Origin of the sequence: Halomarina halobia, from assembly GCF_029338575.1 — an archaeon.
GTDB lineage: Archaea > Halobacteriota > Halobacteria > Halobacteriales > Haloarculaceae > Halomarina > Halomarina halobia.
Genome location: NZ_CP119993.1, coordinates 301811 through 324168, shown reverse-complemented (window position 1 = coordinate 324168; position 22358 = coordinate 301811). Strand labels below are relative to the sequence as shown.

The 22358-nt window shown below is 67.3% G+C and carries 19 protein-coding genes; 6 read left to right on the top strand and 13 right to left on the bottom strand.

Annotation, left to right across the window (positions count from 1 at the left end; genetic code table 11):
- Positions 1-212: 212 nt before the first annotated feature.
- Entirely contained in the window at positions 213-1811 is a 1599-nt protein-coding gene (locus P1K31_RS17000; RefSeq protein WP_276306506.1) for an N-acyl-D-amino-acid deacylase family protein, read from the bottom strand.
- A gap of 163 nt (positions 1812-1974) precedes the next feature.
- Here P1K31_RS17000 and P1K31_RS16995 point away from each other — a divergent pair, with 163 nt between their 5' ends.
- A complete protein-coding gene (locus P1K31_RS16995) occupies positions 1975-3651 on the top strand; it encodes an aldehyde ferredoxin oxidoreductase family protein (RefSeq protein WP_276306505.1) in 1677 nt (558 codons plus the stop codon).
- Positions 3652-3735: 84 nt separating this feature from the next.
- Here P1K31_RS16995 and P1K31_RS16990 read toward each other — a convergent pair whose 3' ends face one another.
- Positions 3736-4086, bottom strand: a complete 351-nt coding sequence (locus tag P1K31_RS16990; RefSeq protein WP_276306504.1) for a nuclear transport factor 2 family protein — start codon at positions 4084-4086, stop codon at positions 3736-3738.
- 794 nt (positions 4087-4880) lie between these two features.
- Between P1K31_RS16990 and P1K31_RS16985 the strand changes: the two genes are divergently transcribed.
- Both P1K31_RS16985 and P1K31_RS16980 read left to right on the top strand, forming a co-directional pair.
- Positions 4881-5660 (top strand): DUF7260 family protein, encoded by a 780-nt coding sequence (locus tag P1K31_RS16985; RefSeq protein ID WP_276306503.1) that lies wholly within the window; start codon positions 4881-4883, stop codon positions 5658-5660.
- A gap of 386 nt (positions 5661-6046) precedes the next feature.
- Positions 6047-7309, top strand: coding sequence for an MFS transporter (locus P1K31_RS16980; RefSeq protein ID WP_276306502.1), 1263 nt, complete (start codon positions 6047-6049; stop codon positions 7307-7309).
- Positions 7310-7583: 274 nt separating this feature from the next.
- On the opposite strand, the gene P1K31_RS16975 is transcribed toward P1K31_RS16980, so the two are convergent.
- The 5 genes from P1K31_RS16975 to P1K31_RS21955 form a co-directional block, all read right to left on the bottom strand.
- On the bottom strand, positions 7584-9422 hold the full coding sequence (locus P1K31_RS16975) for an archaea-specific SMC-related protein (protein WP_276306501.1): 1839 nt from the start codon (positions 9420-9422) through the stop codon (positions 7584-7586).
- A 9-nt stretch (positions 9423-9431) separates the two neighbouring features.
- Complete coding sequence (gene rdfA / locus P1K31_RS16970) at positions 9432-10016, bottom strand: rod-determining factor RdfA (protein WP_276306500.1); 585 nt, start codon at positions 10014-10016, stop codon at positions 9432-9434.
- 51 nt (positions 10017-10067) lie between these two features.
- The gene (locus tag P1K31_RS16965; RefSeq protein WP_276306499.1) at positions 10068-10553 is read right to left on the bottom strand and encodes an Lrp/AsnC family transcriptional regulator; all 486 of its coding nucleotides are present in this window, start codon (positions 10551-10553) and stop codon (positions 10068-10070) included.
- 71 nt (positions 10554-10624) lie between these two features.
- The gene (locus tag P1K31_RS21960; RefSeq protein WP_368410921.1) at positions 10625-11053 is read right to left on the bottom strand and encodes a MaoC/PaaZ C-terminal domain-containing protein; all 429 of its coding nucleotides are present in this window, start codon (positions 11051-11053) and stop codon (positions 10625-10627) included.
- Complete coding sequence (locus tag P1K31_RS21955; protein ID WP_368410920.1) at positions 11046-11561, bottom strand: FAS1-like dehydratase domain-containing protein; 516 nt, start codon at positions 11559-11561, stop codon at positions 11046-11048. The genes P1K31_RS21960 and P1K31_RS21955 overlap by 8 nt, the downstream gene beginning before the upstream one ends.
- A gap of 424 nt (positions 11562-11985) precedes the next feature.
- Here P1K31_RS21955 and P1K31_RS16955 point away from each other — a divergent pair, with 424 nt between their 5' ends.
- Together P1K31_RS16955 and P1K31_RS16950 are read left to right on the top strand one after the other, a co-directional pair.
- Positions 11986-12837: a 3-hydroxyacyl-CoA dehydrogenase family protein gene (locus tag P1K31_RS16955; RefSeq protein ID WP_276306498.1), complete on the top strand. Its 852-nt coding sequence runs from the start codon at positions 11986-11988 to the stop codon at positions 12835-12837.
- Complete coding sequence (locus tag P1K31_RS16950; RefSeq protein ID WP_276306497.1) at positions 12834-13640, top strand: enoyl-CoA hydratase/isomerase family protein; 807 nt, start codon at positions 12834-12836, stop codon at positions 13638-13640. Before P1K31_RS16955 ends, P1K31_RS16950 begins: the two co-directional genes overlap by 4 nt.
- Here P1K31_RS16950 and P1K31_RS16945 read toward each other — a convergent pair whose 3' ends face one another.
- Positions 13641-14618: a cyclase family protein gene (locus P1K31_RS16945; protein ID WP_276306496.1), complete on the bottom strand. Its 978-nt coding sequence runs from the start codon at positions 14616-14618 to the stop codon at positions 13641-13643.
- A gap of 450 nt (positions 14619-15068) precedes the next feature.
- On the bottom strand, positions 15069-16088 hold the full coding sequence (locus tag P1K31_RS16940) for a TAXI family TRAP transporter solute-binding subunit (RefSeq protein WP_276306495.1): 1020 nt from the start codon (positions 16086-16088) through the stop codon (positions 15069-15071).
- Between the two features lie 177 nt (positions 16089-16265).
- Between P1K31_RS16940 and P1K31_RS16935 the strand changes: the two genes are divergently transcribed.
- Positions 16266-18272: a TRAP transporter permease gene (locus tag P1K31_RS16935; RefSeq protein ID WP_276306494.1), complete on the top strand. Its 2007-nt coding sequence runs from the start codon at positions 16266-16268 to the stop codon at positions 18270-18272.
- Between the two features lie 55 nt (positions 18273-18327).
- On the opposite strand, the gene P1K31_RS16930 is transcribed toward P1K31_RS16935, so the two are convergent.
- The 4 genes from P1K31_RS16930 to P1K31_RS16915 are packed head-to-tail and all read right to left on the bottom strand — an operon-like array spanning position 18328 to position 22334.
- Entirely contained in the window at positions 18328-19050 is a 723-nt protein-coding gene (locus P1K31_RS16930; protein ID WP_276306493.1) for a cyclase family protein, read from the bottom strand.
- 44 nt (positions 19051-19094) lie between these two features.
- On the bottom strand, positions 19095-20276 hold the full coding sequence (locus P1K31_RS16925) for a CaiB/BaiF CoA transferase family protein (protein ID WP_276306492.1): 1182 nt from the start codon (positions 20274-20276) through the stop codon (positions 19095-19097).
- A gap of 46 nt (positions 20277-20322) precedes the next feature.
- Positions 20323-21522, bottom strand: coding sequence for a CaiB/BaiF CoA transferase family protein (locus P1K31_RS16920; protein ID WP_276306491.1), 1200 nt, complete (start codon positions 21520-21522; stop codon positions 20323-20325).
- 38 nt (positions 21523-21560) lie between these two features.
- Entirely contained in the window at positions 21561-22334 is a 774-nt protein-coding gene (locus tag P1K31_RS16915) for an SDR family NAD(P)-dependent oxidoreductase (RefSeq protein ID WP_276306490.1), read from the bottom strand.
- Positions 22335-22358 lie beyond the last annotated feature (24 nt).

Here is a 22358-nt window from a genome sequence, read left to right as displayed (position 1 = left end):
GGCTGGGTCGGGGGTCACGGGTCCTTCGCCGTCGGTCGCGGCCGTTCTCCGTCCGCCGACCCTCACTTCGGTAATACCGGAACATCGGCTGCCGCGAGGGCGCATCCGTCCCGCCGGAACGCGCCTGTCGGTCGGAAAGCGTCCTCGACGTCGCTACGTACACCGTCGTCCTCGACGCGGAAGCCGCGCGGATCGGCCGCGCGACCTGCTCGCTACATCCGGATCACGTCGCCCGGCGTGCTGCCCACGACGTCACCGTCTCGAACGGCGAATTCCCCGTCGACGAGGACGTGCGGAATCCCCCGTGGGCGACGTTTCGGCTCCTCGTACGTCGACGGACTCTCGACGAGGTCGGGGTCGAATACGACGAGGTCGGCGTCCATCCCCGGCCGGACGATCCCCTTCGTCTCGAAGCCCATGGCTCGCGCCGGGAGCGACGTCATCTTTCGGATCGCCTCCTCGAGCGTCAGCAGGTCCCGCTCCCGCACGTATCGCCCGAGTACCTCCGGGAACGATCCGTACACCCGGGGATGGGGCGTCCCCCCGAAGAGCCCGTCCGTCGCGACGTTCACGTGCTCGAAGGACAGGATCTCTCCGACGTCCCGCTCCGCGAGCAGGTGTAACAACATACTCACGCCGAGTTCCTCCTCGACGAGTAGATCACACACGGCCGAGACCGGATGTCGCCCTCGCTCTCGGGCGATCTCCGCGACGGTCATCCCCTCGAGGTGCGCGTTCGCCTCGGAGGGTACGTTGGTGACGACGATGTTCTCCCACCCCGCGAGGGCGCCGAAGTTCTCCCACCCCTCGATTCGCCACTCCTCGATGTCGCGCCTCATCCGCTCCCGGGCGTCCTCGTCGCGCAGCGTCTCGAGGAGTTCGTCTCGCGGATTCGCGTGCACCCACGGGGGAAGGACCGTCGAGAGCTTCGTGCTCGCTGCGGTGTACGGATACTGCTCGACCGTGATATCGACGCCGCGCTCCCGGGCCGCCTGGATGATGCTCAGCCCGCGGTCCGCTTTGCCGTGTTGCTTCGAGCCGGCCATCTTGAAGTGCGTGAGGTGCAGCGGGACGGACGCCTCGCTCCCGATCTCGACGAACTCGGAAAGCGCGTCCCAGATCCACCGCCCCTCGCTCCGGATGTGGGGTACGAACGGCCGACCGTACGGTGTAAGCTGTTCGGCGACCGCGATCAGTTCGTCGGTCCCGGCGTAGCTGCTCGGCGGATAGATGAGCCCGCAGGAGAGGCCGATGGCACCGGCTTCCAGGCTCCGCGCGACGAGCTCCCTCATCTCCTCGACCTCGGAACCCGTCGGCTCGCCGTCGTCCATCCCCACGACGTTGAACCGCACGGTCCCGTGGCCGACGAGCGTTGCGACGTTGGGCGCGACGCCGTTCTCCTCGACGGCGTCGAGGTATTCCCCTATATCCCCCCACGTCCACTCCACGTCGACGGTGCCGGTGAGCGCGCTGACCTGCGTCTTCCACTCCTCGATCCGGTCGTCCCCGTGGATCGGCGCCATCGAGAACCCGTCGTGACCGAGGATTTCCGTCGTGATCCCCTGGCGGAGTTTCGGGGCGAGCGTGGGATCGGCGAACAACTGCAGGTCCGAGTGGGAGTGCGTGTCGATGAACCCGGGTGCGACGACCAGACCGCCGACGTCTACGGTTTCGGTCGCTGCGGTCTCGCTCTCCGTCTCGCGGGAGACGTGGGCGATGCGACCCCCCTCGACGCCGACCGTTCCGCGAAACCAGGGAGCACCGGTACCGTCTACGATACGCGCGTTCACGAGTTCGATGTCCACCGGCATGTGGCAGGTGTTTCACGGGTCGGTATTTCTCCCTTTCTATCAGGCACCTATCAATAGGGGGACCGGACGTGCCCGACCCTCGGGCACGTCCGCGGACCGACGACTCCCGTCTCGCCGGCCGCGGGAGTTACAACTAAGTTCTCCGGGAGTTCCAGACTACACCATGCGACACCTGAACGGCCCGCTCCTGACAGTCGACGTCGGCGACCGGACAGCAGAGCGGACGGAGATCGACGGCGTGCTCGAGGCCTTCATCGGCGGTCGGGGCGTCGCGACGAAGCTCGCGGCCGAGCGGATCCCGACCGACGTCGACCCGTTCGACCCGGAGAACCGAATATACTTCACCACGGGACCGATGCAGGCCTCGCAGATGAGTTTCACCGGTCGGATGAACGCGACGAGCGTCTCGCCGCTGACCGGCGGGCTGCTGTCGTCGAACGCCGGCGGCTTTCTCTCGCGGAACTTCACCGCCACCGGCGTCGCTGCCGTCGAGATCGTCGGCGCGAGCGACGAACCGATCGCGATCCACGTCCGCGACGACGGTGTCGAATTCGAGGAGGTGACGGCACTCGAGGGCGCAGAGGTCTCGGAGGTCGTCGAATGGGCCGAGAACGAGCACGACCTCGGCTCCGAACACACGCTCTGCATCGGGCCGGCCGGCGAGAACCTGGTCCGCTTCGCCTGCGTCATGACGAGCGAGTCGCGCGCCTTCGGCCGCGGCGGGCTCGGTGCCGTCCTCGGTTCGAAGAACGTGAAGGTGGTGACGTTCGACGGCTCGGCGTCGCCCTCCGTCGAGATCCCGCCGGAGGCCATGGAGATCCACCGCGACGCCGCCAGTTCCGATCACGTCATGAAGCGCCAGGGGACGGCCTCGGTCGTCGACCTCGGTAACGAGGTGGAGGCGTTCCCGACGCGGTACTTCAGCGAGCGCTCCTTCGAGGGGGCCTCGAAGATCAACGGCGACGTCGTCGAATCGAAGAAGTACAAGAGGGGCACCTGCTCCGCGTGCGCGTTCGCCTGCAAACTGCCGACCCGGGACGAGGAGACGGGGCTCGAAACCGAGGGGCCCGAGTACGAGACGTTGATGGCGTTCGGCGGCAACTGTGCCATCGACGACATCGTCGACATCATGCGGTTCAACGAGCGCTGTGACCAGTACGGGATGGACACCATCTCCTGTGGGGATACGGTCGCGGCCTATCTCGCCAGCGAAGACGCGTTCGGAGACGCCGAACTGGTCGACGAACTCGTCGAGAATATCGCTCACCGCGAGGGGATCGGCGACACGCTCGCGGAGGGCGTCGCCCGCTGTCACGAGGAGCTCGGCGTCGAGAACTGGTCGGTGAAGGGCATGGAATTTCCCGCCCACGACGGCCGCGCGCTCAACGGCCAGGGGCTCTCGTTCGCCACCGCGAACCGTGGCGCCGATCACATGTACGCCACGTTCTACGCCTACGAGTATCCGTTCGTCCCCCGCGAGGAGGCGTTCGATCCGAAGGGCGTGACGTCGGAGAAGGCCGAGAAGCTGGTCGAGCTGGAGAACACCCGCGCCCTCGAAGACTGCGGCGTCGTCTGTCGGTTCTCCCGGGGTCAGATGACGCCCGAGCGGTTCTCGGCGCTCCTGGACGCCGAGTGGGAGGAATTACTCGAGGTGGGCGACCGCGTCGTCGAACTCGAGCGGGCGTTCAACAACCAGCGCGGTTTCAACCGCGGAGCCGACGAGGACCTCCCCTACGAACTGGAGGGGTTCGAGGAGGGACTCGACCGCTACTACGAGGTTCGCGGCTGGACCGAAGACGGGGTCGTCCCAGGGAGCGACGTCGGGGCGTCCGGGGACTGAAGTATACGCCCCCGTTCCGCTCGCAGGGACGGTTTATCAGGGTCGGAGTGAGAGTCCCGACGGATAATCGCCCGGATTGTCCCTCTACATTCGCGTGTATACGGAGATCCTCGTGACGCGCTCCTCGTCATCGTCGAACTCGAACACGTCACAGAACGCACCTTCGATGGGGCCCTCTGGGGTCTGCCCCCGTACGTTCCCCTCACAGACGGATGCGTTCTCCGCATGGATTCGACGTGTCACCTCGTGCACCGAGTCGGAGATCATCCGACTCTCCTCAGTGTACTCGCGGAATCCTTCGAGACTCGATACACTACCGCTGGCGGATTCGAAGCGGATATTTTCCGAGATGGCCGGCTCGACCAGTTCGAAGTTATCATTGTCCATCGCTGCGAAGTAAGCGTCGATCAGTTGGTCCCGTCGCTCTCTCGTCATGGTCCGACCGAACGTCGAATCGAACCGTAATAACTGCTATTACACCGCTACGACCGTACATGATCGGTCGAAGACACGAAATGTTTATAAGTAATTACTCGAAACCGACACGAATAAACGGACGCGTCGGTGATCATCTCTCGGTCGAAACTGGAAACGCGAACTGGGCTACCTATCCCGCGCAGAAGTTGTCCTTGCCGCTTCACCGGAGGCACTCCGGACAGACGACTCGATTGCGGTTTATCCACCGTCTCACGTGGTTCTTCAAACGAGAGAGGAGCGTTTCGTATTCGTCGTCGCCGGCGGTTCCGCCCGTGGGTAGAGGGACACACGCGTGGCGTCCTAGACGCGTCGAAGAGACACCCTCACGCGCACTACCCTGAACTCGCTGACGACTCCGTCTCAGGTACGGGCCGAAGGGACGCGGCACCAACGGTCTAACGCCCTGCCCTCTCCGGACTCTTACGAAAATCATCGATTAGGGTCAGGTTCATTACTGAGTGATTAGTAGTAATCTTCGATCGATCGTCCCTCCGGTGTCACGCTACGGCCGACGTTGTTCGCACGGGCGGCGGGACGTATTTATCCGTCTGGTCGGGGTCGAACTACCTAGACTATACTCAACAACTATAGACCTAGACTATACTCAATGACTGGGACATCCGATTCAACGGCAACCTTGATTTGCGTGGCAATCGTACGCGCCCTCACAGGAGTCGAGAGGTTAACGTCGCGTATCCGACGTGCCGACGAGTACCGTCCGGTGACCACCTCGAGCATTCGACCGTCCCAGTATGCATCGCCACACGCTCGCACCGATCGAGAGAGCCCGCGTCCTGCTCGACGAGGAACGCGCTCAGGTGCGCGCGGAACGGGCCGCGTTCGAATCGTTCGCCGAGCGCGTCGTCGGACTCGAACCCGAGCCCGGCCGGTCGCAGGGACCGACCGCCTCACCGTCACTCCGGGAACGATCCGCGGCCGCTCCCCGATCGAGCGCGGCGACGCGGATCCGGACGGCGTACCGCGAGACCGTGATGGCCGTCGGGCACTACGATGCGGTGTACGACGAACCGATCGCGACGAACCTCACCGCCGAACTGGGCCCCGGCATCGCCGCGGCCCTCCGGGACGACGTCCCGGTGACCCCGATGTTACACCGGGCGATCGTGACCGGCGTGAAACGCGCCATACACGATCGCCGGGCGTTTCTCGAGGTCCTCGACGCCGAACGTGCCTCGCTCGACCACGCTCGCGCCGAGGGTCGGGAGATCGTCACCCGACTCTCCGAGCTCAGCGAGAGAGCGACGACGACGACGACGACGGCGACGAACGGTGCGCGAGAGACGGTAGACGCGCTCGCCGACCGGTGCGCCCGGCTCGTCGAGTCCCGCCAGCACCGCATTCAGGAGCGGTCGGTCTCCCGGTACATCGACGGCCACGACCTCTGCGCGTATCTCTACGCGGACGGCCCGGACGACTGGACGTACCCGGTGCTCACCGTCGCCGTCTCGCTACAGCGCGACATCGACGCGGTACGTCGCCGACTCGACCGCGAGGGCAGTGCCCCCACCTGACCGGCGCCGTCGAGGCGCTCCTGGGCCGGACCGCCCTCCGTGAGGGATCCGACCGGTTCTGCGGTCTGTCCCCCTCTCTCACCGAGTTCGTCGGGATCGGGGGGTGGCACGCAGCTCACCGGATTCCGAACCCCGGACGCGAAACCGGCGACGGGTCACGGTCCGAGCAATCTCGGTCGGAGTTCACGGCCGCGCGCCTTCGGACTCGTCTACCGGTTGAGTTATGGGAGAACGTTACCAGGAGGGGGTGTGAACGACTTCGTTATCGACTCGGCCCCCTCGTCGAGATCACGTACGTTCGTGCGAGGCCGCCCGTATGAGAGCTCGCGCGGTCACGGAGCGACGACTGTCGGCGGGGCGTCGAAACCCGCGGGCGACCGCTGACGGTGCCGTCGCTCACGACGCTCTTCGGCGACGACGCCGCCATCGTCGACGACCGGGGGTTCAGACTGCTCCTGCTCGCGAACCTGAGCCCGCCGCTCGGAACGGCGCTCGTCTCGCCGCTCCTCGACGCGCTGACGAGCCCCTACGCCGTCTCGGAGGCGCGCATCGGGTTGATGATCACGGCCTTCACCGCACCGAGCATCGTCCTGATCCCGCTCGTCGGTGCGCTCTCGGACCGTGTCGGACGCAAGCCGGTGCTGCTCGTCGGGTTGCTCCTCTTCGGCGTCGGCGGGACCGGCCTGGCGTTCACGGCCGACTTCCGGGCCGTCCTCGCGTTACGGTTCCTCCAGGGTATCGGCTTCGCCGGCCTCACGCCGGTGATCGTCACCAGCCTCGGCGATCTCTACGAGGCGGGCGAGGAAGCGACGGCTCAGGGGATCCGCTTTGCCACCTCGGGGCTCACCCTGATGGTCTTCCCGCTGCTGGCGGGCGTGCTGGTGTCCGTCGCGTGGAACGTCCCCTTCCTGCTGTACGCCCTCCCGTTTCCGGTCGCGGTACTCGTGTGGCGCTACTTCGAGGAGCCGTCGTCGCCCGGGCGGGGACGAACGAGCGAGCGGGGCCAGACCCGGGCGCTGCTGCGCCTCGTCAGTCAGCCGCGGATCGCCGCGGTTCTCGTCGGCAGGAGCGTCCCGAACTTCCTCTACATCGCCTTCCTCACCTACAATTCCTTCATCGTCGTCCGTGCCGTCGACGGGTCCCCCGAGCAGGCCGGGATCCTCGTCGCGGTGACGAGCATCGTGCACGCGAGCGCCGCCACGCAGGCCGGGCGCATCACCGCGCTGTTCGAGTCGCGGCTGTGGCCGCTCGTCGGCGCGACCCTCTCGATGGGCGTCGGCCTCGCCGTCATCGGACTCGCGCCGGCGCTGCCGGTCGCCCTCGTCGGAGGCGTCGGCGTCGGTGCCGGGTTCGGCGTCTCGCTGTCGCTCTACCGGAGCGTCATCACCGGCTTCACCGCGTCGCTTCGCGGGGGCCTCGTCAGCGTCGGCGCGTCGCTCGGCCGGATCGCGGCGACTGTCGCCCCGCTGGTGATGGGGATCGCGGTCGCCAACCTCGCCGGGGCGCTGGGGTTCGTCGCGGCCGTTCGCTGGACGGTGGCGGCGACCGGCCTCCTCTGTGCGGCGGTCGGCGTCGCCTGTCTGGCAGTCGCCCGGGCGTCACCCCCCGTCTACGCCGATTCAGTGACCGGTCGGGTCAGGGACGCGTGAACTCGAATAGCTTCGTCCGCTCTCCTCCACGCCGTAGCGACGCGCCGCGTCGACGTCGCAGGGATTCATCCGCGGGGAGGATGGCCGCTGTGTGCCGGCCAGTGCACGAGGAGTGATCGGCGGACGCCGCGACCGTCGGGCGTCTCGCGGCGCGGCCGCTCCTCGTCCGGCCGCCCGCCGACGACCGCGCCGCCTCGCTCCGAAGCGATCGCATCGACCGTCGGGGCCGTCCCGCTCACCGGCACTCGAACCACGGACGACGGCCGTACGGACCCTACACCGTCGTCGGCGTCTCGAACGTGATGGTCTCGAAGTCGAACTCGGCCGCCATTTCGGGGTGAACGGCGGCGACCAGAACCTCCGTTCGCTCGGCGAAGTAGTCGATGAGCCGTTCGGTCCGTTCGGCGTCGAACGCGCCCAGCGAGTCGAGCAGCAGGACGGGCGTCACCTCGGCCACGTCGAAGGCGACGTACCCGGCCAGGCCGAGGACGAGCCCGATCATCTCGCGTTCGCTCTCGGCGAGGTGTTCGAGGCCGTCGCGGCGGGTCGTCCCGTCCACCTCCCGAACGACGACGAGGTCGAAGTCGCCGTCGAGCCACACCCGATCGATGCGCTCGAACTCGAGGAGTTCGATGAGGTCGTCCATCGCGTCGTTGAACGTCTCGCGGAGCTCGGTCTCGAGGTTCTCGATGCGGTCCGTCAGCTCCCGTATCTCCTCGGTGAGTTCCTCCACGCGCTCTCGCTTCCGGTCGCGCTCGACCCGCTTCTCGCGCAGGGTCTCACAGGCCGCTTCCAGACGCTCCACGTCGCGGCGCAGAGTCCCGAGTTCGACCCGCGTCTCCTCGATCTCGGTCGCGACGTCGGCCTGCTCGTCGTTCCGCGTGGCCTTCACGTCGGCGATCTCGTCGTCCAGCGCCTCGATCTCCCCGCGCACCGACTCCAGCTGGTTCTTCGTCTCCTCGAGCGAGTCGCGCCTGCTCTCGAGTCGATCTTCGACGTCCCGCTTCCGCGACTGGAGGCGTTCGAGGTCGCTCCTCGCCTCCTCGGCCGCCTCGATGCGCCGCGTGAGCTCTTCGATCTCCGGCTCTCGATCCTTCACGCGTCGCTTGTCGTCCGCGATGAGTCCCTGGAGCTGATCGACGGTCTCCTCGAAGTGGTCCGGGCCGGCGCGCTGCCCGCAGGCCCAGCAGGTCACCTCGTCGCCCATCACCCCCGAGTCGCGTCCGAGAGCGCCGGTGAACCCCGAACCGATCATCTCCCGGTTCGACGTCAGTACCGACTGCAGCACCTCGATGCGCCGGGTGACGTCGTCGAGGTCCGAACGGATCCGGTCGCGCTCCCGTTTCAACGCCCCCGGATCGTACTCCGCTGCGGCCGCCTCCGCCTCGGTGATCTCCTCGACGAGTTCCGCGCGGTCGTCCTCCAACCGCGATACCGCTTCGGCCGCGTTCTCGCGCTGTCGTTCGTACTGTTCACGCTTCGTACGGAGGTCGGCGCGACGGTCGCGGAGTTCCCCCAGTTCGTCGTCGGTCGCGCCCGACTCCTGTTCGCGACGGAGGGCGGCGAGGCGATCCTCGAGGTCGGTGAGGTGCCCCCGCTGCTCTTCGAGCGCGTCCCGTTTCGTCGACAGTCGCTGATCGACGTCGTCCAGTTCGTCGAGTTCCCCCTCGAGCCGTCGGCGTCGATCCATCACGCGCGACTGCTCGCGTTCGATCGCCTCGATGTCCATCGGCTCTTTCAGTAGCGCTTCGACGTCACCGCCGGTCGCCACGGCGACCCGGAGTTCGTTGGTTTCGAGCAGCGACCCGAACCGTTCGAGCAAGAGCGCGTCGTCGCCCTCGATCCAGCCGTCGCCGAGCCGACGGGTGCCGTCGCGGGTCCGCTGGGCGCGCCGTTCGACCGTCGTTCCGTCGTAGGTGAGTTCGACGCTCGCCTCGTCGGCCCCGCTCCGTATCGGTACGCTCCGCGCACCTAGTCCGAACGCGATACTCTCGAGCAGTGACGTCTTGTTGGAGGCGTTCCGTCCGGAGACGACGTTGGTCTGCCCGTCGAGTTCCAGCGTGAGTTCGTCGATGCCGCCGACGTTCCTGGCGCGGATGCCCAACGTGTTCATACGGAAGCACTATCGTTCGGCGCATACATAACCACGGCGGATCGCGCGCTCCGCGGGAACCCGCGCGTGACACTCCTCGCACTCGAGTTCGACGGAGACGTGAACCGTCACGTCCCCCTCGGCGGCGATCTCGCCCTTGTTCACGAGCGAGCGGACGGCCTCCTCCGCCTTCCGTTCGGCGTGCGATCGGGTGATCTCGATGGCCCTGGGTTCCCACTCCGTCGACTCCCGTTCGCGGTCCAGTTCGAGACATCCCTTGAGGTGCGTGCGGACGACGCCGTAGGAGACGAAGTCGCGCTCCAGCGAGTCGACGTCGACACCGCCGTCACGGAGCCGATCGCGCACCTCGGCCGCGACGGCCGTATCGTCGGCGGTCAGGCGGTCGTACTTCGAGGCGGGCTCCTCCCCGAGCGTCGGAAGGCCGGCCCGGTCCATCTCGCGTCGCAGCATCAGCACGTTGAGCCAGGTCGCGAGCTGCCGGTACCCCTTCCGCCGGGGACGGTCCGCCCGCCACTGTTCGACGATGCGACGTTCGTACCGCTCCATCCCCCGTTCGTCGAGCACCCGGCAGACCTTACAGCCGTGTTCGGCCATCGAGAGCGGTTAGACCGGACGGAAGTTATGCCCTGTGGTCCCCGGGGGACGTCAGGAGAGCTGTTCCGGCGAGAGGTAGTCGTCGACGTTCGTGTCCCGCTGGGTCTCGATGGAGTAGTCGACGCCGACGACCGAGTCGAGTTCCTCGACCTCGCGCAGCAGCGAGTCGACCTCCACGTTCGACGGCGCCGTCGCCGCCGCGTACAGGTCGTAGCTACCCACCCCGCGGCAGACGAGCCAGAAGGGCATCCCGGAGACGGCCTCGAACGCCGCCTCCTTCGCGCCGGGCTCGTCGGAGACGGAGATGGCCAGGCGGACGATCTCCCAGTCGTGACCGCCCGGCGACAGGAGGAAGAAGATCGAGGTCTGATCGAGCAGTTTCGAGACGCGGTAGCGGATCCCCTCGCTCGACATCTCGTGTCCCTCCTCGGCGATCGCCTCCGCGATGTCCGAGTACGGCGCGCGGGGATCGTTGGCGAGAACCTTCAGGATGAGCCGATCCAGTTCGTCGATGTCGCCGATCTTTCCCGTGGACATGTGGCCACCACTCACACGCCGGGGTGATAAACCGTTGCCGATGTACCGCCGGTTCGCGCGCTCGACGGAACTCACCCGCCGTCGCCCGCCACGTCGACGACGGCCTCCCCGGTGAGCACCGCCTCGCCGTCCTGGTTCACCGCGTCCAACGCGACGGTCGCGCGCTCGCCGACCGTCACCTCGATCACCTCCCCGCGCACGGTGACCGTCTCCCCGGGGAAGACCCGCGATCGGAACCGCGTCTCGAAGGTGCGGACGGCACCGACGCCGAACCAGTCGGTCACGAGCTTCGAGGCGAACCCCGCGGTCAGCATCCCCTGCGCGAAGACGCTCGGGTTGCCGGCTTCCCTCGCGAAGGGTTCGTCGTAGTGGATGGGGTTGAAGTCGCCGCTGGCCCCCGCGTACCTGACGAAGTCGCGGCGTTCGAGGTCGGAGACGGTGAGCTCGCGCGCGTCGCCGACGGTCACGTCGGCGGCCGAGGGCCGTTCGGTCTCAGCCATCGACCTCCTCCGCGATGGCTCCCCCCGTCTCGATTATCGTCGCCTCCTCGGTCACCACGAGCTCGCCGTCCGCGTCCCGGTACTCGGTTTCGAGCACCGCGAACGTCATCGTCCCGCCCCGGGAACCGTCGCGACGGAAGACGTCAGTCAGGGTCGTGGTTCCCGTGAGGACGTCCCCGACCAGCAGCGGCCGTTCGAACTCGTAGGCCTGCTCGCCGTGAACCGAGTACTCCGGGTCGAACCCGAGGTCGAACCCCCGGTAGCTGTCCACGCCGGCCGGCCGGTAGCGCGGGAACAGCGTCGTGCGCGTGAACGTGAGCGGTGCCGGCACCGCGTCGTACCCGCGGTCCGCGGCGACGGCCTCCTCGCGGTAGACGGGATTGTCGTCCCCGATGGCGCGGGCGAACTCCTCTACCTTCCCCGCCTCGACGGTGAGGTCCTCCGCCGTGACGACGGAGGTACCGACCAGCGCCTCCAGTTCGGCGAGCGAGCGCGAGGGCACTAGCACGCTCCCCCGACCGCGTCCGGAGCGGCCACCGGTCGTTCGGCGGGCTCGGACAAACTGACGGCACCTCGACGCCGCCCCGCGTCGACGCGGGGCGGAACGGTTCCCTTGCCGGATGACATACGCCCGTATCTCTGCCCGCGGGGTGATAAACGCTGCTGTCGTCGCGGGGGTAGTGTTTAGTTAAGCCGGTTCGAGCGAATTCGGCGGGAAGAACCGCTCGAAAGCCCCGACGGTCTCGATGAGCGAGGCGACGCAAGAACCGCAGGACGAAGTCCGAGGATCGCAGCGAGCCGCAGCCATCGAGACCGTCGCCCCTTTCAGTCCCACCCGCGGCGGCTGATTGACCGGCAATCACGTAACTAAACACCGCCGTCGCGGGGACCGTTGGACAACGTTTTTAACGAGGCTGGTCGGTCGTACTGGTATGGCAGAACGAGCCATAGGTGTGATCGGCGCCGGAACGATGGGCAGCAACATCGCCCAGCTCTGTGCACAGTACGACTTCGACGTCGTCCTCCGCGACGTCGAGGACGACCTCGTCGCCTCGGGTCTCGACCGCATCGAGACCGGCCTCGCTGCCGCCGAGGATCGGGGGATCATCGAGGACGCGTCCGCCGCGTTCGCGCGCGTCACCGGGACGACCGACCTCGACGAGGTGGTCGAGGCGACGTTCATCGTCGAAGCGGTCCCCGAGCGGATGGATCTGAAGCAGTCCGTCTTCGAGGAACTGGACGCGGAGACCGAACCCGACGTCGTCCTCGGGACCAACACGTCATCGCTTCCCGTGACGGAGATCGCCGCCGCGACCGAGCATCCCGAGCGGGTCATCGGGACGCACTTCTTCAACCCCCCCGTGAAGATGAAGCTCCTCGAACTGATCACCGGTCATCACACGAGCGACGAGACGGTCGACCGCGCGGAGGCATTCGCCGAGGACGTGGGCCGCGAGAGCATTCTCGTCGACGACTTCCCCGGGTTCGCCACGTCGCGGCTGGGCGTCGCGCTCGGGATGGAGGCCGCGCGGATGGTCCAGGAGGGCGTCGCCTCGGCCGAGGACATCGACCGCGGGATGGAACTGGGCTACAACCACCCCATGGGACCGCTCAAGCTCGGCGATTACAACGGCTGGGACGTCCGCCTCGAGATCGCCGACGCGCTCGCCGACGAACTCGGCGAACGGTTCCGCCCCCCGCAGATCGTCCGGAAGATGGTCCGGGCCGGCGACCTCGGGAAGAAGACCGGGCGGGGCTTCTACGACTGGGAGGGCGGGCGATGAGCGCCTACCCGTCCGCTGATCCCGAGACGCTCGACACCGTCCGCGTCGAGGTCGAGGACCGCGTCGCCACGATCACCATCGACCGCCGGGAGAAGCGCAACTCGCTCACCGAGGAGGTCAAGGACGACCTCCGGGGTGCGCTGGGACACGTTCTCCACGAGACGGACGCCCGGGCGGTCGTCCTGACCGGTGCCGGCGACAAGTCGTTCGTCTCGGGCGCGAACATCGACGACTTCGAGGGGAGGACGCCGCAGGACCAGCGGGACGTCCTCGCGGTGCCCGCCATCTACGAGGACGTCGAGCGGTTTCCGCTGCCCGTCATCGCGGCGATCAACGGCTTCGCGCTCGGCGGCGGCTGCGAGATGGCGCTCGCCTGCGACGTCAGGGTCGCCTGCGAGAGCGCCAGGCTGGGACAGCCGGAGATCAACCTCGGTATCATCCCGGGCGGCGGCGGTACGCAGCGCCTCCGCCGCCTCATCGGCGAGGGGCTGACGATGGATCTCGTCCTGACGGGGCGTCTCGTCGACGCCGAGACCGCCCGCGAGTACGGCATGGTCGACCACGTCGTCCCCGACGACGAACTCTACGGGAAGGCCGAGGAGCTGGCGGGTATGATGGCCGAGAAGAGTCCCGTCGCCCTCCGATACGCGAAGGAAGCCGTCCTGGCGTCCAGTCGGCAGTTCCTCGAGGAAGGCCGTCGGACGGAGGTCGACCTCTGTTCGATGTGTTTCTCGACGGAGGATCAGACGGAGGGCGTCCGGGCGTTTCTCGAGAAGCGAGACCCGGTGTTCGAGGGGCGATAGTCACCGGATCGCGACGGGATTGGCGGGCGCGGCCGTCCCGCCGACGATCTTGAGCGGGCCGCTGACGAACAGACACTCGTAGCGCCCGTCCGCGGCACAGGCCTCGGCGAGCGCGTCGAGCCGCACCAGCTCCGTGATCACGACGCCCAGATCGCGCAACAGCGCTGGGTGCAGCGGGATGAGCGTCCCCGTCTCCTCCGAGCGCGTCTGCTCGGCGGTGATCGTGTCGGCACAGAAGGCGGGGACCTCGTTGTCGCGGAACCACTCGACCACCTCCGGCGTGTACGTGATCCCGGGTTCGAGGAGCGCGTCGGAACGCTCGGAATCGCCGTAGCGGTCGTAGAACGCGTCGGCCCCCTCGGCGTAGAAGTAGTCGAGACACCCCGTTCTCAGGAGGAGTATCTCTCGGCCGCCGAGTTCGACGCCCTGTTCGTCGAGACAGCCCTCGAGTTCCTCTAGCGTGATCCGCTCGTCCGCGTCGAGCGCGCGGACGCCGCGGTAACGCGCGACGTCGACGAGGACGGCCCGGCCGACGATCCCGTGGTTTGCCACGTGTTCCGCGCCGCATCGCTCGAGACCGCCGTTCGTCGTCCGCGCGTCGAACCCGTTGTAGAGGCGGTCGTCGTACCAGACGTGGCCGAGCGCGTCGTGGTGAGTCGTCCCGTGGGTGTGCAGGTGGACCAGGTCGTCCGCCGACCCGGTGTGACCGAACGGCTCGCGGTCCCGCTTGCCCGCGTCGATGGTTCCCTGGTCCTGCGTCACGTAGTGGCCGGCCGGCGCGCGCGTCGGCCAGACGGGGTCCCCGTCGGATGCACCGATGGGAACGCCGAGAGTGAACGTCTCCCCCGTCTCGACTGCCCCGACGCCGCGAAGGACTTCGCCCGCCGTGAGCCAGTTGAGGGCCCCGAGTTCGTCGTCGTCGCCCCACCGACCCCAGTTGTCCGGCGCGTCGGCGAGCAGTTCCGAAACGTCGACCATCCTATCGCCCCGCGACCCCGGGATCGCGCCCGCCGGAACGCTCGGCGGCGATCGTCGCCGCGAGTCCGGCGATGCGGGTGGACCTGGCCGACGGACGGTTTGCCGACGGTAGCTGCGTCATGTGGCGACACCACTCGCGCGCGACGGCAAAAGTGTTCCGCGGGGTATCGAACCCCACCGCACGCCCGCGCGTAACTGTCGGCGCGAGAGCGGACGGACGGCTCCGGGTCGGCTGTCGCGGCGCGGGTCGTCGCATACGGTGTAACCTCGGTCGACCGCGGTCGGGGCGCGAACGACAGCGGCGCACATCGAGGGATAACTGCGTCGCTCCGGCGGGGTGGTCGTCGCTCACAGGGAGTATCGTAGCCAGCCGGGGACACGGCGAGTCTCGACCGGGGACGGTGTTCGATTCTCCCGGAGAGAATCGATGAACCCCTACGATACTCCCTATCAGTAACTCGCCCCGATTTCGTCGAAGAACTTCTTAGCGCCGTCGTGGAGGGGGATGTTCGGGTTGAGCTTCCCGCTGAGGAAGGACTTGTCAGCCCACGCTCCCGCCAGCGCGTGGTACTCGGCGAGTTCCTCCATGTTCTCCCACATCGTCGAGAGCAGTTCGTAGATCGGGTCGGCGGGAACGGACGCCTTCGTGAAGACGACGTAGACCGTGTCGGTCCACCACTCCTCGCTGCGGTCGCCGTACTCCGGCCCCTCCATCTCGCTGGCCGGGTAGTAACTCCCGTTCACGCGGTCGTCTCCCTTGATGGATTCGACGACGTCGTCGGGCCAGTGGAGCAGCCACGCGTCGTCGACGATCGAGTACTGCTCCTGCACGTAGGAGGGCGTCAACTGCGCGTTGATACGGATATCGGTGACCACGTCCGCTCGACCCTGCTTCAGCGCCGACGCCTCCTCGCCGTAACCGAGCGCGAGCTGGTCCATCTTGTCGGCCCCCTCGGCGTGGGACAGGTGCGTCATCATCACGTCGCGCATCGCGGTGCCGACCGGGTTCGGCGAGACGGCCCTCCCCGCCAGATCGTTGACGGTCTCGATACCGGACGACTTGCGGGAGACGAGACCGCCCTGGATGTCGTAGTAGTGAAACACCTGCTGTATCTCGCTGTCGAACGGATCGTCCGCGTACTCGCCCTCCTCGTTGACGATCTTGTGGGCGTTCAGCGTGTCCGTGTACGCCATGTCGAGCTCGCCCTTGTCCATGAGGCGCATGCTCTGTTTCGCGCCGTCCGACGGCCGAGCGTCGAGGTTGATCGAGTCGCTCTTCTCGTTGACGACCGCCGCGATACCCTGGGACATCTGGTACGCCGACGTATCGGACGTGGACGTCGCCATCCGGAGGTTGTTCGTGCCGCCCCCGCCCAGTTCGTTGAGACGGCTCGTACACCCCGCCAGGCCGAACGTAGCTGCCGCGCCGATACCGGCCACTGCCCGCCGCCGAGACAATCTCCGTGACATGTCCCCACGTATCAAACAATATGGTAAATAGGTACCGGTTCATACCACGGTACGATCCTGTGTACGTAATTCGTCGCGGTCGGCGCGAGCGGCCGTCGCCGAAATAGATCCTCGGGGACATGTGTCGCAATCATCATACAAACTCTTTAGGTAGGGTGGAGGACAGTGTGAGTGGAGATGGCATCCACCGAGTCAACGACCCGTTCCCTGGAGCCGATACTACCGCGAAGCCGCGACGACCTCACGGTTCGGCGCACAGTCGAGCTACTCCTCTACGTGCTCGGGGTCATAACCCTCGCGTGGCACCTCTATTACGCGTACCGGGGGGGCATGCCCCGTCAGCAACACGCGAACATCCACCTCGGCCTGATGCTGTCGGCGTTCTACCTCGCCACGCTGAAGTGGGATCCGCAAGGGTGGCGAGAGTACGTTCGTAACGCCCTGTCGGTCGTCCTACTCGTCGGTGCCGTCGCGTCGACGGCGTACGTTCACGCGAACTTCTGGCGGTGGTTGAACGAGGCCCGCGAGAACCTCATCTACACCGACCTCGATCTCCTGATCGGCCTCACTGTCATCGTCGTCACGATCCACGCCACGTGGCGGGCGTACGGAAAGTTGCTCGGCCTGGTCTCGGTCGGGGCGATGTTCTACGGGTTCGCCGGACCGTTGTTCCCGGGAATCCTCTATCACGGTGGGATGTCGATAGAGCGGATCGTCTACGTCAACTCCGTCGCGCTGAACGGCGTCTACGGGTTCATCCTGGGCGTCGGGGCGACGTGGGTCGCCATCTTCATCCTCTTCGCCGGTATCATCGAGGCGTACGGCGGGATGGAGTACGTCATCGGCCTCGGAAAGAACATCGGCAGTCGATTCAGTTCGGGGATCGTCCAGGTGGCGGTCATCGCCTCGATGCTGATGGGTTCTATCACGGGCAGTTCCGCGGCGAACGTCGCCACCACCGGCTCGTTCACCATTCCACTGATGCGCGAGGAGGGGATCGAGGGGCGCTTCGCCGGCGCCATCGAGTCCATCGCGAGCACCGGCGGCCAGATACTCCCCCCGGTGATGGGCTCTGCGGCCTTCCTGATGGCGGACATCCTCGGCGTCTCGTTCTTCGAGATCCTCAGAGCGGCGATCCTGCCCGCGCTGCTGTTCTACGTCACCGTCGCGTTCGTCGTCCACCTCGCGGCGGTGAAGAACGGCTGGACAGGCGGGTCGACCGCGCTGGTCGACGAACGTGAATCCGGTCCCGAAGACCGATCCGTGGTACGGACGCTCGTCAACACGTTCCCCTACACGGGCCCCCTCGTCGTTCTGATCGTCACGCTGGTCGTCCTCCGTTACGACCCGATGTCCGCGGGGATGTACGCCATCGTGAGCGTCGTTCTGTTCGGCCTGGTCCGCGACCTGGTTCTCGGGAACGGACTCTCCACCGTCAAACTGTGGTGGCGTCGCACCGTGGAGGGTGCGAGGATCGGGATGGTCAACATGGCGCCCCTGACGGCCGTGCTCGCCTCGCTCGGCATCGTCATCCGCATCATCACGCAGACGGGCTTCACCCAGCGGTTCTCCGTCCAGATGATAAGCCTCGCGGGGGGCGTCTTCGTCCTCGTTCTCCTCCTGGCGATGGCGGCGAGCATCCTGTTCGGGATGGGGATGCCGACACCCGCCGCGTACGTCGTCGTCGCCATCCTGACCGCGCCCGGTCTCGTCCAGCTCGGTATCGGTCCGATCACGGCCCACATGTTCGTGTTCTACTTCGCCCTCCTGTCGACCATCACGCCGCCGGTCGCGCTGTCGTGTGCGGTCGGCGCCGGCATCGCGGAGGCGAAGTTCTGGGACACGGCGAAGGAGACGCTCCGACTGGGTCTGTTCGCGTTCGTCGTCCCGTTCGTCTTCGTGATGAACCCCGAACTGATCTACTGGAACGGGCTCCAGACCGCGTCCACGTTTTTCCTGTCCACCGTCGGCCTGCTGGGCCTCGGTGTCGGCATCGTCGGCTACGACTTCAACGCCCGCATCCCGCTCTGGCAGCGCACCATCTACCTCGTCGTCGCCGCGGGGATCTTCTTCACCCCGATATACAGCGTCCAGCTCGCGCTCACCGGCGTTCTGCTCGTCTGGCTGGTGCTACGCGCGATGCGATCCTCCGGGGTACGGCTACCCGAGTTCGACGTCCGGTGATCGGTCACCGATCCGATCCGATCTGATCCGGAGGCCACCGCGCTCTGGCTTCCACTCACTCGACGACCGCGAACGCCCTGACCGGACTGGCGGTCGCCCCGTCGAGCGGGAGCGGGGCCGCGCTGAACGTGAACCGATGGTCGGGGATGCGGTCGATGTTCCGGAGGTTCTCCACGACGAGGGTGTACGTCTCGGGGACGTCGTCGCGCAGGAACACCCGGTGGGCGGGAAGCGCCGCGTCGCCCGCGACGTCCACGTTGCCGCAGTCGATGCCGACGAGGTTCACGTCGCGCTCGTGCAGCCAGACGGCACCCGACTCCGAGAGCCCCGGATGGTCGTCGAGGTAGGTGTCGGGGTCGTCGGGGACGTGTCTGTCCCAGCCGGTACGGAGCAGAACGATGTCGCCCGCCCCGACGGTCACGTCCGCGTCCGCCGCGGCCTGCTCCAGTTCCTCGGGTCCGATGCGTCCCTTCGGGCCGACCTCCGCCAGATCGAGCCAGACGGCGGTGCCGTGACACTCCTCCAGCGGTACCTCGTCGATTGACGCGCCGTCGGGGTGGACGTGAACGGGCGCGTCGAGGTGCGTGCCGTTGTGTTCGGCGATGTAGACGAAGCCGTTCTTGAACGACATGTCCTCGACCCCCTTCCCGCGCCACGTGTCCTCGGATTCGTCGTGATTCATCCGCGTCCCGGTGAGAAACAGGGGGCTCCGCCCGTGATTCGGGTGGTTCGCCATCCCCTCGACGATGTCGGCAGTCAGGTCTATCAGTTCCGCCATACCCTGAGATCCGGCGACGACGACATAAGTGTAGTCCCGAGCGGTCAGGCCGCGGCCCCGCCCGCTTCGAGCATCCGGTCTATCTGCTCCGCCGAGTAGCCGAGTTCCGCCAGCACCTCGCGCGTGTGCTCGCCCCGTCTCGGCGGCCGATCGCCGAGGTCGGGCCGGCCGGAGGCCGTCTTGAACGGTGCGTTCGCCGTCTTGACCGGCGCATCCGTCCGGAGGTTGCGCGTGTCGGTCAGCATCCCGCGGGCGGCGACGTGTTCGTCGTCCTCGACGAGCTCGTCGACGGTCTGGAGCGGTCCCGTCGGAACGCCCGCCTCCGCCAGCAGCGCCGTCAGTTCGTCGCGGTCGTACGTCTCGAACTCCGCGCGGAGTTCGTCGCGGAGCGCCTCGCGGTTCTCCCACCGGTCCGCGTTCTCGACGAACCGCTCGTCCGTGACCAGGTCCTCCCGGCCGATCGCCGTACACAGCCGGCCGAAGAGTCGATTATTGACCACGCTCAGGTAGAACGGTTCGCCCCGAGCCGCGTCGAACACCTCGTTCGGCGCGAGTCCGGCGAACCCCTGTCCCGAGGGCTGCGGGACCTCCCCCGTGCCGGTGTAGTGGGCGATCCAGTACCCCATCCACGAGACGGCCACCTCGAAGAGGTTGACGTCGATGAACTCACCCCGGCCGGTTCGCTCACGCTCGTGGAGCGCCGCGGCGACGAGCATGGCCGCCGTCGTCCCCGTCCCGTAGTCGATGACGCTCGCGCCGATGCGGACCGGCGGTCGGTCGGGGTACCCGATGGTGGACATCAGGCCGCTCATCGCCTGGACGACGGGGTCGTAGGCCGGCCACTCCCGGCAGGGACCGTCCTCGCCGAACCCGGTCAGCGAGCAGTAGACGACCTCCGGGTTGCTCTCGGTGACGGAATCGTAGTCGAGACCGAACTTCTCGACGGTTCCCGGGCGGAAGCTCTGGACGACGACGTCCGCCGTCGCCGCCAGCTCGTGGGCGGCCGCCCGCCCCTCGTCGGTCGTGAGATCGAGGCAGACGCTTCGCTTCCCCCCGAGGTTGACCGAGGCGAACATCGCACCGTCGAGGAGTCCGCGGAAGGCGTCGCCGCCCGGCGGCTCCACCTTCACGACGTTGGCTCCGAGCGTTCCGAGAAACTGGGTCGCGAGCGGTCCGGCTATCGACTGGGTGAGGTCGAGGACGTCGATCCCCTCGAACGGTCGCATGACTCCACGTGGACGAAGAGCGGTAAAACAGTACCGGTGGCATCCACTACCCCTCGATGACGCCCGCCTCCTGCAGGCGATCGAGCGTCGCGGGTTCGTACCCGAGTTCCGCCAGCACCTCCCGGGAGTGCTCGCCGAGTTCGGGAGTGTGTCTGCGGATCGCCGGCGGCGTCTCCGACAGCGAGAGCGGGGTGTCGGTGAGGACGAGGTCGCCGAGCCGCGGGTGATCGACGGTTCGAAACACGCCGCGGTGAGCGACGTGGTCCATCTCCGCGGTCTGATCGATCGTCTGGTGGGCGGCCGCCGGGATGCCGGCGTCGTTGAGCACGTCGACGGCGTCCTCGACCGTCCGTTCCCGGAGCCACGTCTCGAAGATGGCGGTCAGTTCCTTCGCGTCGGCCAACCGCCCCGCGTCCGTGCGGTAGCGCGGATCGTCCCGCAGGTCGTCGCGATCGAGGAGGTCGCAGTAGGCCTCCCACATCGAATCCGAGTAGAGCAACAGCGCGACGCAGACCCACCCGTCGGCGGCCTCCGCCGCGCCGTAGAGCATGTCCGGATTGAAGAACGCGTTGCGCCCCGCGCGCTTCGGTACCTCGCCGAGGTTGTTGTAGTACTCGAAGGCACCGTCCATGTTGTGCATGAGCGACTCCAGCAGCGAGACGTCGATCTTCTGTCCGCCGTTACCGGCGTCACGGTGTCGGAGCGCGGCCAGCGCACTGATGGCGGCGTGGCACCCGGCGTAGTAGTCGGCGACCGACGACTGCGACCGGATGGGCGGCTGGCCCTCGTATCCCATCAGGCTCGACAGGCCGGAGAGGTGCTGGATGATCGTGTCCATCGCGGGCTTGTTCGCCAGCGGGCCGGTCTCGCCGTATCCCGTCACGTGAACGTAGACGAGGTCCGGGTTCAGTTCCGCGAGCGTCTCGTAGTCGACGCCGAGGCGTTCCGCGACGCCCGGCGGCCAGTTCTGGACGAACACGTCCGCCACCTCGACGAGGTCAAGCAGGGCGTCGCGGCCTGCCTCGCACTTGAGGTCGAGACACAGCGACCGCTTGTTCCGGTTGAACTGCTCGAACGCGGGGTTGAACGGTTTCCCGTCCAGCTCGCGGCGCTCGTTTCGGAACACCTCGCCGTCCGGGCGCTCTATCTTCACGACGTCGGCCCCGAGATCGCCGAGGTAGGTCGCACAGATGGGTCCGGCTATCGCCTGTCCACAGTCGAGAACGCGCACGTCGGACAGCGGCATACCCTACCCTGCGTGCGGGACGGTATGAAGGCACCGGGTCAGTCCTGCCGCGCGCCCGAGTCGACGTTGATGTCCTGTGCGGTGATGTTGCGGGCGTACTCGCTCCCGAGGAACGCGACCAGCGCGCCGATGTCGGCCGGGTCGACGATGGAGTCGAGCGGTAGCCGGTCGGTCACCCGATCGCGCATCGCCCGCTCGAAGGAGACGCCGCGCCGGTCGGCCTGGCGCTGGATCATCCGTTCGACGCGCTCGCCCTCCACCGCCCCGGGACAGATAGTGTTGACCGTCACGCCGTCCTCGCCGAGTTCGTACGCCAGGCTGCGACCGAACCCGATGAGCGCCGCCTTCGAGGCGGCGTAGGGCGTTCGACTCGGGTAGGGGTCCTTGCCGGCGATGGAGGAGATGTTGACGATCGACGCGCAGTCGCTCTCGCGGAGGGACGGGACGGCGTGTTTGACCGTGAGAAACGACCCGAGGACGTTCACGTCCTGGGTCTCCTGCCACTCCTCGCGCGAGACGTCCTCGACCATCGCCGTCGGTCCGCCGATGCCCGCGTTGTTGACGAGCAGGTCGAGGCCGCCGAGTTCCGCGACGGTCTCCTCGACGGCGGCTTCGACCGCCGCCTCGTCGGTCACGTCCGTCTCGACCGGGAGCGTCGGTGCGGCGTCGCCGATCTCCTCGGCCGTCTCGTAGATCCCGTCCCCGCGCGCCGCGAGGGCGACGGACGCGCCGCGTTCCGCGAGCGCGACGGCGATCGCCCGCCCGATACCCTGACTCGCTCCGGTGACGAAGGCCACGTGGCTGTCGAGCATGCCCGAGAGTGGGCGATGCTCGAC

What these genes read in the sequence shown, in the direction of transcription:
- P1K31_RS17000 (WP_276306506.1), bottom strand. Translation starts at nt 1,811, where the DNA reads ATGCCGGTGGACATCGAACTCGTGAACGCGCGTATCGTAGACGGTACC.
- P1K31_RS16995 (WP_276306505.1), top strand. Translation starts at nt 1,975, where the DNA reads ATGCGACACCTGAACGGCCCGCTCCTGACAGTCGACGTCGGCGACCGG.
- P1K31_RS16990 (WP_276306504.1), bottom strand. Translation starts at nt 4,086, where the DNA reads ATGACGAGAGAGCGACGGGACCAACTGATCGACGCTTACTTCGCAGCG.
- P1K31_RS16985 (WP_276306503.1), top strand. Translation starts at nt 4,881, where the DNA reads ATGCATCGCCACACGCTCGCACCGATCGAGAGAGCCCGCGTCCTGCTC.
- P1K31_RS16975 (WP_276306501.1), bottom strand. Translation starts at nt 9,422, where the DNA reads ATGAACACGTTGGGCATCCGCGCCAGGAACGTCGGCGGCATCGACGAA.
- rdfA (WP_276306500.1), bottom strand. Translation starts at nt 10,016, where the DNA reads ATGGCCGAACACGGCTGTAAGGTCTGCCGGGTGCTCGACGAACGGGGG.
- P1K31_RS16965 (WP_276306499.1), bottom strand. Translation starts at nt 10,553, where the DNA reads ATGTCCACGGGAAAGATCGGCGACATCGACGAACTGGATCGGCTCATC.
- P1K31_RS21960 (WP_368410921.1), bottom strand. Translation starts at nt 11,053, where the DNA reads ATGGCTGAGACCGAACGGCCCTCGGCCGCCGACGTGACCGTCGGCGAC.
- P1K31_RS16955 (WP_276306498.1), top strand. Translation starts at nt 11,986, where the DNA reads ATGGCAGAACGAGCCATAGGTGTGATCGGCGCCGGAACGATGGGCAGC.
- P1K31_RS16950 (WP_276306497.1), top strand. Translation starts at nt 12,834, where the DNA reads ATGAGCGCCTACCCGTCCGCTGATCCCGAGACGCTCGACACCGTCCGC.
- P1K31_RS16945 (WP_276306496.1), bottom strand. Translation starts at nt 14,618, where the DNA reads ATGGTCGACGTTTCGGAACTGCTCGCCGACGCGCCGGACAACTGGGGT.
- P1K31_RS16940 (WP_276306495.1), bottom strand. Translation starts at nt 16,088, where the DNA reads ATGTCACGGAGATTGTCTCGGCGGCGGGCAGTGGCCGGTATCGGCGCG.
- P1K31_RS16935 (WP_276306494.1), top strand. Translation starts at nt 16,266, where the DNA reads ATGGCATCCACCGAGTCAACGACCCGTTCCCTGGAGCCGATACTACCG.
- P1K31_RS16930 (WP_276306493.1), bottom strand. Translation starts at nt 19,050, where the DNA reads ATGGCGGAACTGATAGACCTGACTGCCGACATCGTCGAGGGGATGGCG.
- P1K31_RS16925 (WP_276306492.1), bottom strand. Translation starts at nt 20,276, where the DNA reads ATGCGACCGTTCGAGGGGATCGACGTCCTCGACCTCACCCAGTCGATA.
- P1K31_RS16920 (WP_276306491.1), bottom strand. Translation starts at nt 21,522, where the DNA reads ATGCCGCTGTCCGACGTGCGCGTTCTCGACTGTGGACAGGCGATAGCC.
- P1K31_RS16915 (WP_276306490.1), bottom strand. Translation starts at nt 22,334, where the DNA reads ATGCTCGACAGCCACGTGGCCTTCGTCACCGGAGCGAGTCAGGGTATC.